12 protein-coding genes are annotated in these 12321 nt (G+C 71.1%); 11 read left to right on the forward strand and 1 reads right to left on the reverse strand.

Annotated features, from left to right (window positions below):
* The first annotated feature begins 40 nt into the window (after positions 1-40).
* Both R0232_RS02200 and R0232_RS02205 read left to right on the forward strand, forming a co-directional pair.
* Positions 41-751, forward strand: coding sequence for a phytanoyl-CoA dioxygenase family protein (locus R0232_RS02200; RefSeq protein ID WP_431511111.1), 711 nt, complete (start codon positions 41-43; stop codon positions 749-751).
* Between the two features lie 62 nt (positions 752-813).
* A complete protein-coding gene (locus tag R0232_RS02205) occupies positions 814-1215 on the forward strand; it encodes a PaaI family thioesterase (protein ID WP_431511112.1) in 402 nt (133 codons plus the stop codon).
* 18 nt (positions 1216-1233) lie between these two features.
* Here R0232_RS02205 and R0232_RS02210 read toward each other — a convergent pair whose 3' ends face one another.
* Positions 1234-3366 (reverse strand): M14 family zinc carboxypeptidase, encoded by a 2133-nt coding sequence (locus tag R0232_RS02210; protein WP_431511113.1) that lies wholly within the window; start codon positions 3364-3366, stop codon positions 1234-1236.
* A 134-nt stretch (positions 3367-3500) separates the two neighbouring features.
* Between R0232_RS02210 and rrtA the strand changes: the two genes are divergently transcribed.
* From rrtA to R0232_RS02255, 9 genes are all read left to right on the forward strand, one after another.
* Positions 3501-4097 carry a rhombosortase gene (gene rrtA, locus R0232_RS02215; protein WP_431511114.1) on the forward strand — a complete coding sequence of 199 codons (597 nt, stop codon included), beginning with the start codon at positions 3501-3503 and terminating at the stop codon, positions 4095-4097.
* Between the two features lie 121 nt (positions 4098-4218).
* Positions 4219-4341 (forward strand): hypothetical protein, encoded by a 123-nt coding sequence (locus R0232_RS02220; RefSeq protein ID WP_256223059.1) that lies wholly within the window; start codon positions 4219-4221, stop codon positions 4339-4341.
* Positions 4338-4436 carry a K(+)-transporting ATPase subunit F gene (gene kdpF / locus R0232_RS02225; RefSeq protein ID WP_057593567.1) on the forward strand — a complete coding sequence of 33 codons (99 nt, stop codon included), beginning with the start codon at positions 4338-4340 and terminating at the stop codon, positions 4434-4436. The genes R0232_RS02220 and kdpF overlap by 4 nt, the downstream gene beginning before the upstream one ends.
* 1 nt (position 4437) lies before the next feature.
* A complete protein-coding gene (gene kdpA / locus R0232_RS02230; protein WP_208509084.1) occupies positions 4438-6243 on the forward strand; it encodes a potassium-transporting ATPase subunit KdpA in 1806 nt (601 codons plus the stop codon).
* Positions 6244-6256: 13 nt separating this feature from the next.
* Positions 6257-8353: a potassium-transporting ATPase subunit KdpB gene (kdpB, locus tag R0232_RS02235; RefSeq protein ID WP_431511115.1), complete on the forward strand. Its 2097-nt coding sequence runs from the start codon at positions 6257-6259 to the stop codon at positions 8351-8353.
* Positions 8354-8365: 12 nt separating this feature from the next.
* Positions 8366-8947: a potassium-transporting ATPase subunit KdpC gene (kdpC, locus tag R0232_RS02240; RefSeq protein ID WP_093355185.1), complete on the forward strand. Its 582-nt coding sequence runs from the start codon at positions 8366-8368 to the stop codon at positions 8945-8947.
* A 54-nt stretch (positions 8948-9001) separates the two neighbouring features.
* Positions 9002-9409 carry a hypothetical protein gene (locus tag R0232_RS02245; RefSeq protein ID WP_431511116.1) on the forward strand — a complete coding sequence of 136 codons (408 nt, stop codon included), beginning with the start codon at positions 9002-9004 and terminating at the stop codon, positions 9407-9409.
* Positions 9399-9536 (forward strand): hypothetical protein, encoded by a 138-nt coding sequence (locus R0232_RS02250; protein WP_296793447.1) that lies wholly within the window; start codon positions 9399-9401, stop codon positions 9534-9536. Before R0232_RS02245 ends, R0232_RS02250 begins: the two co-directional genes overlap by 11 nt.
* 25 nt (positions 9537-9561) lie before the next feature.
* Complete coding sequence (locus R0232_RS02255; protein ID WP_431511117.1) at positions 9562-12321, forward strand: DUF4118 domain-containing protein; 2760 nt, start codon at positions 9562-9564, stop codon at positions 12319-12321.

Below are 12321 nucleotides of genomic sequence, written 5' to 3' on the forward strand. Positions count from 1 at the left end.
CCAGCGTGTTCCACTGCCGGGAGTTCCCCTGGATGCTTTCATGAGCCCCACGCAGATCGATCATTTCAGGACCCACGGCTACCTCCACCTCGAAGGCTTCCACCCGAAGCCCCGCGTGGCCCCGCTGCGCCAGAAGCTGCGCGACGAACTCAAGCGCCTGGCCGGCGCCAAGGGTGGCCTGAGCGCGGTGCAGCGCCTGCCGCTGTTCCAGCAGATCGGCAAGCTCTCGGCGCTCGTGAACCTGCCCGGCTTGCACGAGGCGCTGGTCACGCCGGCGTTGCTCGACTTCATCGCGAAGCTCGGCCACCGCGCCCCGCCGTCCGCCGCCACGGGCCACCCGGGCACGCAGCTGCTGCTGTCGCCGCCACAGCAAGGCGACTGGACCCTGCAGGGCCTGAACTGGCATGTAGACCTCGCGGCGCGGCCGCAGGATCCGCTGCCCGGCGTGCAGGCCTTCTTCCTGATCGACGACGTGGCGCCGCACGGCGGCGCCACGCTCGCGCTCGCGGGCTCGCACCGCATCGACACGCGGCGGCCGGCCTCGGATTCGCAACCCGCGCTGCGCGAGCTGCTCAAGGACCCGCTGGACCTGGAGCGCCGCCTGGGCGAGCAGGGCCTGGCCATCGTCGAGATGTGCGGCCGCGCCGGCGACGTGTTCCTGATGGACATGCGCGTGCTGCACACGCCCTCGGTCAACGCGACGAAGCAGCCGCGGATGATGGCGACCACGCGCTGCATCTTCGGCACCTGACGCGCCGGGACAAGACGCCGAGGCGTCAAGGCCGTGCGCATCGGCCACGCGAAAATCCCCGCATGGACATCGAAAAATTCCCGAGCGCGCTGATGCACACCATCGGCTTTTCGCAGCTGCTGCGCAGCGATGCCGAGGCCGGCCTCGCGCGCGTGCGTTTCGTGGCGCGGCCCGAGTTCGCGCACAGCAACGGCACGGTGGTGCAGGGCGGGCTGGTCACCGCATGGCTCGATTGCGCGATGGCCTTCGCGGTGAACGCGAAGGACGCCGCGGCCGGCCTCGCGAGCCTCGAGCTCAAGATCTCGTTCCTCGACCGGGCCGACGTTGCTAGCTTCGAGGCCGAGGCGCGCATCCTGCGCTGGGGCCGCAGCGTGGTGTTCCTCGAGGCCGACCTCTGGTCGCTCGATGGCCGGCTGATCGCGCGCGCCTCGTCCACCGGCAAGCTCGTGCGACGAGGCGCCTGAGCGCCCCGTCGCGCGCGATCAGCGACGACGCCGGCGCGCGGCCACCAGGCCCGCCACGCCGAGCGCGGCCAGCGCCAGGTCGACCAGGTCCAGCGCGCCGCCGCTCCTGCGGAAGGGGAATGCGATCGGCATCACCGGCTGTTCCGGCGTGACCTCGGGCGCGGCCTTGACGTTCAGGAACGCGGCCGACACCGACCCCGGCTTGTCGTCCTCGTTGATGCCCTGCACGTAGACCATGTGGCGGCCCGGTGCGAGGCCCGTGGTGTCGAGCATGCCGCTCGCGGTCCGGGTCGCTTCCTCGAGGCCGGGGCTGGCCTGGTCCGAGGCCGAGAGCGCCAGCGGGATGCCGACCGCGCCGGCCTCCCACGGCAGCTTGCCGACATAGGCCAGCGCCGTCTTGATCTTCTTGACGACCGGGACCGGCGGCGCCGGAATGTCCGACTGGCCAGGCTTCGAATAGAGGTAGCGGTTGTCGTCCACGGTCGCGGTGACGAGCGCCTTCGTTCCCGCCTGCACGGCCTCGGCGGCGATCTTCACGTCGACCGTGTCCGGTCCCTGCGGCAGCTGGTAGGGCCGGTACAGCACGCGGCTCAGGTAGTGGAAGCCGTTGAAGTTCTCGGGATAGACCTCCTTGTTGAAGTTGTCGCAGCTCTCGTAGAAGGAGCGGCCCATCTCCACCGTGTACGAAGGCGCGCCCAGGTAGCCGTAGACGGCGTCCTTGGTCGTTCCCTCGGTGTCGTAGCCGAGCACCTGCTGCGCCGAATACTTGTTGTGATAGGCCATGCGCTGCGCGATGGTGGCCAGCCCGAGGTTGTTGGGCGTCTGGATGTTGTTCTCGTTCTCGGAGCGCCGCACGCCCCAGGACCAGAGGATGGCGCGCGCCGCGCTGTGCAGGTCGATGAACACCCCGCCGCCGTAGTTCTCGTCGGCACCGGTCTTCCAGTCGAACTCGCCGGCACCGCCGTTGTCGCGGTTCTGCGCGTTGCAATAGGTCGCGCTCTTGGGCCGCCCGTCGGGCAGGGCGCCGCCCTCCCACTTGCAGGCGGCCTGGTTCCAGCTGCCGCGCACGTAGTCGAGCACCACCTGCGTCTCGGGCTCGGAGACGGCCGCGGTGCCGCGATAGTCCTCGGCGCACTGGTTGTCCGAAGCCCCGGGCCCGCCCGTGCGCCAGCCGAAGGGGTAGTTGCGGTTCAGGTCGACCCCGCCGCTGCGCGCCGTGCTGCAGGCGGCCGTGGCGTAGTTGGTGTTCTTGCGCTGCCGGGCCGTGATCTGCTGCTCGGCGATCGAGCGGCCGTCGGGGTTGTGGACGACGAAGTGGTAGCGGTTGGTGTCGAGCATCATGCGGGCGTTCGCATCGGTCTCGTAGTTGTCGAGCAGCCACTCGATGTACTTCATGCCGACTTCCTGCGGGGCGTACTCGCGGGCATGGATGCCGCCGGTCCAGACCATGTTCGGCGGCTTCTGCGCCTGCGCGTCCTGCTTCTCGAAGTTGCCGGCCACGATCACGCGGATCGGGTAGGGCTCGGTGGGAAACAGGCTCAGGTTGAAGGTGTTGAGAACGCTCGCGGGCAGGTACTTGACCAGCAGGTTGACCCAGGACGAATTCGTGTTGTTGTCGGAGTCCGTGCCGGGTTGCCGGTACTGGCCGCCCATCCAGGTCTTGCCGAGCGTCTGCACCTTCACCAGCTTCGGATACTTGGCGGCCAGCTCGTCGAAGCTGCTGTAGACCTGCCCGACGGTGCGGTAGCAGGCCGCATGCGAACCGCCGTCGGAGATCTTCTTCGTGCCCGGCGTGGTGTCCGGTGCGGACGAGGCCTGCTTGCCCACGCCCTTGGTGATGTAGTCGCGGATCCGGGCCGTCTCGGCCTCGTTGATCTGCACGGGAAGGCCCAGCATCCGCAGCTGCGCCAGTTCGCCCGGGCCGACCTCCGCCGACACCGTGCGGGCCTTCTGGTCCACGTAGGCATGGTCGAGCAGCCGGGTCAGGGCGTTGAGATCGTTGTCGCTGGCGTAGGGCACGACGATCGAATAGACCTGGACCCAGTCGCCGGTGTCGGGCGATTGCGCCGACACCGGGTGGCCGGCCGCGATGGCGGCGGCGAGCACGATGGACCATTGCGTGGGACGTGAGATGCGATGACTGATCCTCATGACAATTCCCCTTGTTTTGTTGAACAAAAATTGGCCGACCACAGCTTGAAGGCCCATTGGCCGGGGTTCGATAGTGATTACCCGGATTCCGCGCGCGGGCAGGCTGTGGAAGTCGCGCCGATACACTGCCGCGCATGCAAGACCCGCCGTCCTCCTCGCCGGTGCCCGCGCGCTGGCGTGGCCCCGTCGTGCTCGCGGGCCTGATGCTCGCGCTGCAGGCGGGCGGCGAGCCGGTCTACGAGGCGCTGCGCTACGAGCGCTCGGCCGTGCTCGGCGGCCAGCTCTGGCGCCTGCTCACGGCGCACCTGGTGCACCTCGGCTGGACGCATTGCCTGCTGAACCTCGGCGGGCTGGCCGTGTGCGCGGCGTTCGCGAAGGACCGCGCCGGCGCGCGCGCCTGGGCCGGCGCCTTCGTCGCGCTGGCGCTCGGCGTGAGCGCCTTGCTGCTGCTGGCATCGCCCCGGGTCGCGGACTACGCGGGGCTGTCGGGCGTGCTGTACGGCCTGTTCGTCTGGGTGCTCGCGCCGCAGGCCTGGCGCGGCGACCTGCCGGCCCGGTTGGCACTGGCCGTCGTGGCGGCCCGCATCGGCTGGCAGCTGTGGAGCGAGCCCACCGAGGCACAGCGTGCACTGATCGGCGGCGAGGTGCTGGTGCAGGCGCATCTCTATGGCGCGGCATGCGCCGTGCTGCTCGTGCTCGCGCAGGCGCTGCGCAGCCGTTCCCCCGCCTGATCCGACGCCGCCCCGCGCGGCGTTTTTACGCTTTCTTTACGGCCCCCCACCGACTCTTTCCCCCGTTTTGACGCGCATCTGCCGAGACTGCAATTCATCTTTTTGATAGCAGGAGTGATGCATGGACATCGTCTGGATGAGCGCCTTGCTGGCGCTATGGGTCGTGGTGGCGGCCATGGTCGTCGGGCTGAACCGGCTCGAGGGACCGAACCCGCCGGCAGCCAAAGAGGGAGACGCATCGTGATCGGCCTCGACGTCCTCTACGGCTTCGGCGCGCTGATCGCCGTGGTGCTGTTCGCCTACCTGGTTTTCGCGCTGATCTGCGCCGAGGAGTTCTGAGATGAGCGCCTCGGCCTGGGGCCTGCTGGCCCTCTTCTTCGCGCTGCTCCTGCTGCTGGCCTGGCCGGTCGGCAGGTTCCTCGCGGCGCTGTGCAACGAACGCGTGCCGCGCTGGATGGCACGCGTCGAATCCCCGTTCTACAAGCTGGCCGGCGTGGCGCCGGCGCAGTCGATGAACTGGCGCGTCTACGCGATGGCGCTGCTGGCCTTCAACACGGTCGGCGCGATCGTGGTCTACGGCCTGCAGCGGCTGCAGGGACTGCTGCCGCTCAACCCGGCCGGCATGGGCGCGGTGTCGCCCGACTCGGCCTTCAACACCGCCGTGAGCTTCGTCGCCAACACCAACTGGCAGGGCTACGCGGGCGAGTCGACGATGAGCTACCTCACGCAGATGCTCGGCCTCACGGTGCAGAACTTCGTGTCGGCCGCGACCGGCATCGCGGTGGCGTTCGCGCTGGTGCGCGGCTTCGCGCGCCGCGGCGAAGGCCAGGGCAAGGGCCTGGTCGGCAACTTCTGGGCCGACATCGTGCGCGTCACGCTGTGGGTGCTGGTGCCGATCTCCTTCGTGCTGGCGGTGGTGCTGGTGGGCCAGGGCGTGATCCAGAACTTCGACGAGTACAAGGCGGCGACCACGCTCGAGACGACCGCGTTCCAGCAGCCCAAGGCCGGCCCCGACGGCCAGCCGCTGAAGGACGACAAGGGCGCGCCGGTGATGGAGGACGCCACCACCACGACGCAGACGCTGGCCATGGGCCCGGTCGCCTCGCAGGAGGCGATCAAGATGATCGGCACCAACGGCGGCGGCTTCTTCAACGCCAACTCGGCGCACCCCTACGAGAACCCGACCGCGCTGTCGAACCTGCTGCAGATGCTCGCGATCTTCCTGATCCCCGCGGCGCTGTGCTTCACCTTCGGCCGCGTGGTGGGCGACATGCGCCAGGGCTGGGCGGTGTTCGCGGCGATGGCGATCATGTTCGTGGTCGCGGTGATGGTGCTCACGCCCGCCGAGCAGGCCGGCAATCCGCTGCTCGGCCCGCTGGGTGTCGACCAGGCCGCGAGCACGCTGCAGTCGGGCGGCTACATGGAAGGCAAGGAAGTGCGCTTCGGCATCGACGCCTCGGCGCTGTTCGCCGCGGTGACCACGGCCGCCTCGTGCGGCGCGGTCAACCTCATGCACGACTCGCTGACGCCGATCGGCGGCATGGTGCCGCTGGTGCTGATGCAGCTCGGCGAAGTGGTGTTCGGCGGCGTCGGCTCGGGCCTGTACGGCATGCTGATCTTCGCGATGCTCGCGGTGTTCATCGCCGGGCTGATGATCGGCCGCACGCCCGAGTACCTCGGCAAGAAGATCGAGGTGCGCGAGATGAAGCTGCTGTCGATCGCGATCCTGGTGACGCCGATCCTGGTGCTCGTGGGCACCGCCATCGCGGTGGTTTCGGGCGCGGGCAAGGCCGGCATCGCCAACCCCGGCGCGCACGGCTTCTCCGAGATCCTCTATGCGCTGACCTCGGCCGCCAACAACAACGGCAGCGCCTTCGCGGGCCTGTCGGCCAACACGCCCTTCTACAACGCGCTGCTGGGCCTGGCGATGTGGTTCGGCCGCTTCGCGATGATCGTGCCGGTGCTCGCCATCGCGGGTTCGCTGGCCGCCAAGAAGCGTCTTCCGGTCACGGCCGGCACGCTGCCCACGCACGGGCCGCTGTTCGTTTCCCTGCTGATCGGCACCGTGCTGCTGGTCGGTCTGCTCAATTACGTGCCGGCGCTGGCCCTCGGGCCGATCGTCGAGCACCTGGTGCTCTGGAAGTAAGGAGGAGCACGTCATGACCACAACCAAGACTTCCCTGTCGCTGTTCGACGCGGCACTGGTGCGCCCCGCGCTGCGCGGTGCCTTCGCCAAGCTGAACCCGCGCACCCAGTGGCGCAACCCGGTGATGTTCATCGTCTACATCGGGAGCATCCTCACCACGCTGCTGTGGATCCACACGCTGAGCTTCCCGGGCGACACCGGCATGTCGCCGACCTTCGTGCTCGCGGTCACCGTGTGGCTCTGGTTCACGGTGCTGTTCGCCAACTTCGCCGAGGCACTGGCCGAGGGCCGCAGCAAGGCCCAGGCCGCCTCGCTGCGCGGCCTGCGCAAGGACACCTGGGCCAAGAAGCTGGCCGAGCCGCAGCGCGACGCGAAGTGGCTGCCCGAGCAGGCGCCCAACCTGCGCAAGGGCGACGTGGTGCTGGTCGAGGCCGGCGACGTGGTCCCGCTCGACGGCGAGGTGATCGAAGGCGTGGCCTCGGTCGACGAGAGCGCCATCACCGGCGAATCGGCACCGGTGGTGCGCGAGTCGGGCGGCGACTTCTCGGCCGTGACCGGCGGCACCCGCGTGCTGTCCGACTGGCTGGTGGTGCGCATCGCGGTGAACCCGGGCGAGTCCTTCCTCGACCGCATGATCGGCATGGTCGAGGCCGCGCGCCGCCAGAAGACGCCCAACGAGATCGCGCTGACCATCCTGCTGGTGGCGCTCACGCTGGTGTTCCTGATGGTCACGGTCACGCTGCTGCCGTTCTCGGTGTTCAGCGTGGAAGCCGCGGGCGCCGGCACGGTGGTCTCGCTGACCGCGCTGGTCGCGCTGCTGGTGTGCCTGATCCCCACCACCATCGGCGGCCTGCTGTCGGCCGTGGGCGTGGCGGGCATGAGCCGCATGATGCAGGCCAACGTGATCGCGACCTCGGGCCGCGCGGTGGAAGCCGCCGGCGACGTCGACGTGCTGCTGCTCGACAAGACCGGCACCATCACGCACGGCAACCGCCAGGCCAGCGCCTTCCTGCCGGCGCCCGGCGTCACCAAGGCACGCCTCGCGCGCGCCGTCATGCTGGCCTCGCTGGCCGACGAGACGCCCGAGGGCCGCAGCATCGTGGAGCTCGCGCGCCGCGACGGGCTGGAACCCGCGCCGGTCGAGGATGCGCGCTTCGTGGCCTTCACCGCGCAGACCCGCATGAGCGGCGTCGACCTGCCGGCCGCGCCGAACAGCCTGGACACCGATCCCATCGTGCTGCGCAAGGGCGCGGTCGAGGCGGTGCGCCGGCACGTCGAGGCGCTCGGCGGCACGATGGCGCCCGAGCTGCTGCGCGCCTCCGAGGAAGCCTCGCGCCGCGGCAGCACGCCGCTGGCGGTGGCCGAGGGCGACCGCGTGCTCGGCATCGTCGAGCTCAAGGACATCGTCAAGACCGGCATCAAGGAGCGTTTCGCCGAGCTGCGCCGCATGGGCATCAAGACGGTGATGATCACCGGCGACAACCGGCTCACCGCCGCCGCCATCGCGGCCGAGGCCGGCGTGGACGACTTCCTGGCCGAGGCCACGCCCGAGGACAAGCTGGCGCTGATCCGCAAGTACCAGGCCGAGGGCCGGCTGGTCGCGATGACCGGCGACGGCACCAACGACGCGCCCGCGCTCGCGCAGGCCGACGTGGCGGTGGCCATGGGCAGCGGCACGCAGGCCGCGAAGGAGGCCGGCAACATGGTCGACCTGGACTCGAACCCGACCAAGCTGCTCGAGGTGGTGGAGACCGGCAAGGCGCTGCTGATGACGCGCGGCTCGCTGACCACCTTCTCGATCGCCAACGACGTGGCGAAGTACTTCGCGATCATTCCCGCGATCTTCGTCTCGACCTATCCGCAGCTCGCGGCGCTCAACGTGATGCGCCTCGCGAGCCCGTCGTCGGCGATCCTGTCGGCGGTGATCTTCAACGCGCTGGTGATCGTGTTCCTGATCCCGCTGGCGCTCAAGGGCGTGCGCTACCGGCCGGTGGGCGCCGCCGCGCTGCTGCGCCGCAACCTCGCCATCTACGGCCTGGGCGGCCTGCTCGTTCCCTTCATCGGCATCAAGCTGATCGACTGGCTGCTGGTCGCCATTCACCTGGTCTGAGGAGTCCCCATCATGAGCAACACCACCGGCGGCATCGTCCGCCCCGCCATCGTCGTCTTCGCGCTGCTGAGCGCGCTCACCGGCCTGATCTACCCGATGGCCGTCACCGGCGCCGCCAAGGCGGCCTTCCCCGCGCAGGCGGCCGGCAGCCTGATCGTGCTCGACGGCACCACCGTCGGCTCGAAGCTGATCGGCCAGAACTTCAGCGACCCCAAGCACTTCTGGGGCCGCCCCTCGGCCACCGCGCCGCAGCCCTACAACGCGAGCGCCTCGGGCGGCGCGAACCAGGGCCCGCTGAACCCGGCCCTGACCGACGCCGTGAAGGCGCGCGTGGAAGCGCTGCGCGCGGCCGACCCGGGCAACACCGCGCCGGTGCCGGTCGACCTGGTGACGGCCTCGGGCAGCGGCCTCGACCCCGACATCAGCCCGGCCGCGGCGCGCTACCAGGCGCCGCGCGTCGCGCGCGAGCGCGGCCTGCCGCTGGGGGAGGTCAACGCGCTGATCGATCGCCAGACCCAGCAGCCGCTGTGGGGGCTGCTCGGCGAGCCGCGCGTGAACGTGCTGGCGCTGAACCTCGCGCTCGACAAGCGCTGAACCCCGAATCGCAATCCGCAACCCGCAAAGCAGATCCAGGCAAAGGAGACCTGTATGGCCTACGCCGCTTACCGTGAACATCCCGTGTATTTCCGAAGTCCCGCCGCGGCCGGTGCCGCGATCGCCGCCACGGCGGCGCCGGTGCCGGCCGCTGCCCGCAAGGCCGGCGGCGACAGCTTCCACGTGCTCGACGTCACCGTCAGCTGTGCCGACGCGCTGCGCGTGCGCCGCAGCCTGGCCGGCTGCGCCGACGCCGGCGTGGTGCGCTGCGAACCGCTGCTGCACGGCTGCAGCTCGCAGGAGAGCGACGCGCCCTGCGTGCGGCTGATGGTCCGCCTGCCGATGCGCAGCTACGCCGACGTGCTGCACCGGCTGATCGAATGCGTGCCCTCGGGCGAGATCGGCCGGCTGGTGAGCTGGCGCGAGCACCTCGCGCGCTGCGGACTGCGCCATGGCCACTGACTGGTTCCATGCGCTGCTCGCGCTGGCGGCGCTGTTCGTGCCGCTGGGCTTCGCCTGGCTGGTGCTGTCGCGCACCGCGCGGCGCCACGAGCACCGCGCCCGGCGCAAGGACGGTGCCGCGCGATGAGCCGATGCGCTAACCTGCGCTCCCGATGAGCGAGCTGTCCCGCCCCGACCCCGACGCGTTGATCGCCCAGCTGCGCAGCGACGAGGCGCGCGCGCGGCGCGGCAAGCTGCGCATCTACTTCGGCGCCAGCGCCGGCGTGGGCAAGACCTGGGCCATGCTGAGCGCCGCGCAGCGCGAGCGCAAGGCCGGGCGCGACGTGCTGATCGGCGTGGTCGAGACCCACGGCCGCGGCGAGACCGCCGCGCTGCTGGCGGGGCTCGATGCCCTGCCGCTGCGCGAGATCGCCTACCGCGGCCGTACGCTGGCCGAGTTCGACCTCGATGCCGCGCTGGCGCGCCAGCCCGCCGTGCTGCTGGTCGACGAGCTGGCCCACACCAACGCGCCCGGCTCGCGCCATGCCAAGCGCTGGCAGGACGTGCAGGAGCTGCTGGCCGCCGGCATCGAGGTCTGGTCGGCGCTCAACGTGCAGCACCTCGAGAGCCTCAACGGCACGGTCGGCGCGATCACCGGCGTGCGGGTGCACGAGACCGTGCCCGACTCGGTGCTCGACGAGGCCGACGAGGTGGTGCTGGTCGACGTCACGCCCGACGAGCTCACGGCGCGGCTCGCGGCCGGCAAGGTCTACCTGCCGCAGCAGGCCGAGCGCGCGGCGCAGAACTTCTTCCGCAAGGGCAACCTGATCGCGCTGCGCGAGATCGCGTTGCGCCGCACCGCCGAGCACGTGGAGGACGACGTGCGCGGCTGGCGCATCGAGCAGTCGGGCCCGGGCGCCGGCGGCCACGGCAAGGGCACCGGCCTGCAGGCCTGGCACACCTCGGGCGCGATCCTCGCGTGCGTCGGCCCGCACGAGGGCGCGGCGCAGACGGTGCGCACCGCGGCGCGGCTCGCGGGCCAGCTCAACGTGCGCTGGCATGCCGTGTATGTCGAGACCCCGCGGCTGCAGCGGCTGGCCGCGGCCGAGCGCGACCGCATCCTCGCGGTGCTCCAGCTGGCCGAGGAACTGGGCGCGGCCACCGCGGTGCTCACCGGTTCCGACGTGGCCGAGCAGCTCGCCGAGCAGGCGCGCCGGCTCAACTGCGCGACGCTGGTGCTCGGGCGCGCCGAGCCGGCCACCGGCTGGCGCCGCCTGTGGATGGCGGCGCAGGTGCCGCTGGCGCGCGCGCTCGCGCAGCTGGCGCCGGCGCTCGACATCCTCGAGGTGGGGCGCGCCGACAGTGCGCGCCGGCTGTCGCGCTCGCCGCTGGGGGGAGCGGGGGCCCGCATCGACAGCGACGACCACGAGAAGGCGCCGATCCACTGGCCCGGCTATGCCTGGGCCGCGGCCACCAGCGTGGCGCTCACGCTGCTGTGCACGCCGCTGACCGGCGTGCTCGAGCTGTCGAACATCGTGATGCTGTTCCTGCTCGGCGTGGTGGGCGTGGCGATGCGCTTCGGGCGCGGGCCCTCGGCGCTGGCGGCGCTGCTCAACGTCGCGGCCTTCGACTATTTCTTCGTGCCGCCGCGGCTGTCGTTCGCGGTCAGCGACGTGCAGTACGTGCTGACCTTCGCGATCATGCTGGGCGTGGGCCTGCTGGTGGGCCAGCTCACGGCCGGGCTGCGCTTCGCGGCCGGCGTGTCGACCAGCCGCGAGCGCCGCGCGCGCTCGCTGTTCGAGCTCACGCGCGAGCTCTCGGCCGCGCTCGAGAGCACGCAGGTGGTCGCGCTCGGCGCGGCCGCGGTGCAGGGCCACTTCGGCGGCCATGCGCTGGTGCTGGTGACCGATGCCGCCGACCAGCTGGTGGCGCCGCCCGATCCGCCGCCGGGCTTCGACGCGCAGGTGGCCGACTGGGCCTTCCGCCACGGCCAGAGCGCGGGCCTCGCCACCGCCACCCTGGCCGCGCAACCCTGGCACTACGTGCCGCTGCAGGCGCCGATGCGCGTGCGCGGCGTGCTCGCGCTCGAACCGGCGCAGCCGCGCTGGCTGCTGATCCCCGAGCAGGCGCAGCAGCTCGACACGCTGGCGCGGCAGATCGCGATCGCGCTCGAGCGCGTGCACTACGTGGAGGTGGCGCAGCAGGCGGTGGTCGAGATCGAATCGGAGCGGCTGCGCAACGCGCTGCTGGGCGCGATCTCGCACGACGTGCGCACGCCGCTGACCGCGCTGATCGCGCTGGCCGAATCGCTGCAGACCCTGCCGGCGGAAGAACACGCCGAGGCGGCGCGCGCGATCGTCGCGCAGGCGCACGAGCTGCATGCGCTGGTCAACAACCTGCTCGACATGGCGCGGCTCGAGAGCGGCATCGCGGGCGGCGCGGTCAACCTGCGGCGCGACTGGCAGTCGGTCGAGGAGGTGGTGGGCTCGGCCATCCGCGCGGCGCGCACCGCGCTCGGCGCCACCGTGGTCCAGACCGCGCTCGATGCCGGGCTGCCGCTGGTCGAGTTCGACGCGGTGCTGATCGAGCGCGTGCTGGTGAACCTGCTCGAGAACGCCACCAAGTACGGCGCGCCGCCGATCGTGGTGGGCGCGCGCGCCGAGCCCGGCACGCTGGTGCTGAGCGTGCGCGACCATGGCCCGGGCCTGCCCGCGGCGCTGCTGGGCCACGAGCAGAAGCTGTTCGACAAGTTCACGCGCGGCGAGGTCGAATCGGCCACGCCGGGCGTGGGGCTGGGGCTGGCGATCTGCAAGGCGGTGGTGAGCGCCCATGGCGGCGAGATCGTGGCTGCCAATGCGCGCGGCGGCGGTGCAGAATTCACGGTCACGCTCCCGCGCCGGGAGCCGCCCGAACCGGCCGAAGCCCCGCTCTGA

This window comes from Variovorax sp. DAIF25 (assembly GCF_050711835.1).
Lineage (GTDB): Bacteria > Pseudomonadota > Gammaproteobacteria > Burkholderiales > Burkholderiaceae_C > Variovorax.

Coding starts and splice junctions, on each gene's coding strand:
- R0232_RS02210 (WP_431511113.1), bottom strand. CDS start 3,366: ATGAGGATCAGTCATCGCATCTCACGTCCCACGCAATGGTCCATCGTG.
- R0232_RS02250 (WP_296793447.1), top strand. CDS start 9,399: ATGGCCACTGACTGGTTCCATGCGCTGCTCGCGCTGGCGGCGCTGTTC.
- R0232_RS02200 (WP_431511111.1), top strand. CDS start 41: ATGAGCCCCACGCAGATCGATCATTTCAGGACCCACGGCTACCTCCAC.
- R0232_RS02245 (WP_431511116.1), top strand. CDS start 9,002: ATGGCCTACGCCGCTTACCGTGAACATCCCGTGTATTTCCGAAGTCCC.
- kdpB (WP_431511115.1), top strand. CDS start 6,257: ATGACCACAACCAAGACTTCCCTGTCGCTGTTCGACGCGGCACTGGTG.
- kdpC (WP_093355185.1), top strand. CDS start 8,366: ATGAGCAACACCACCGGCGGCATCGTCCGCCCCGCCATCGTCGTCTTC.
- R0232_RS02220 (WP_256223059.1), top strand. CDS start 4,219: ATGGACATCGTCTGGATGAGCGCCTTGCTGGCGCTATGGGTCGTGGTG.
- rrtA (WP_431511114.1), top strand. CDS start 3,501: ATGCAAGACCCGCCGTCCTCCTCGCCGGTGCCCGCGCGCTGGCGTGGC.
- kdpA (WP_208509084.1), top strand. CDS start 4,438: ATGAGCGCCTCGGCCTGGGGCCTGCTGGCCCTCTTCTTCGCGCTGCTC.
- R0232_RS02255 (WP_431511117.1), top strand. CDS start 9,562: ATGAGCGAGCTGTCCCGCCCCGACCCCGACGCGTTGATCGCCCAGCTG.
- R0232_RS02205 (WP_431511112.1), top strand. CDS start 814: ATGGACATCGAAAAATTCCCGAGCGCGCTGATGCACACCATCGGCTTT.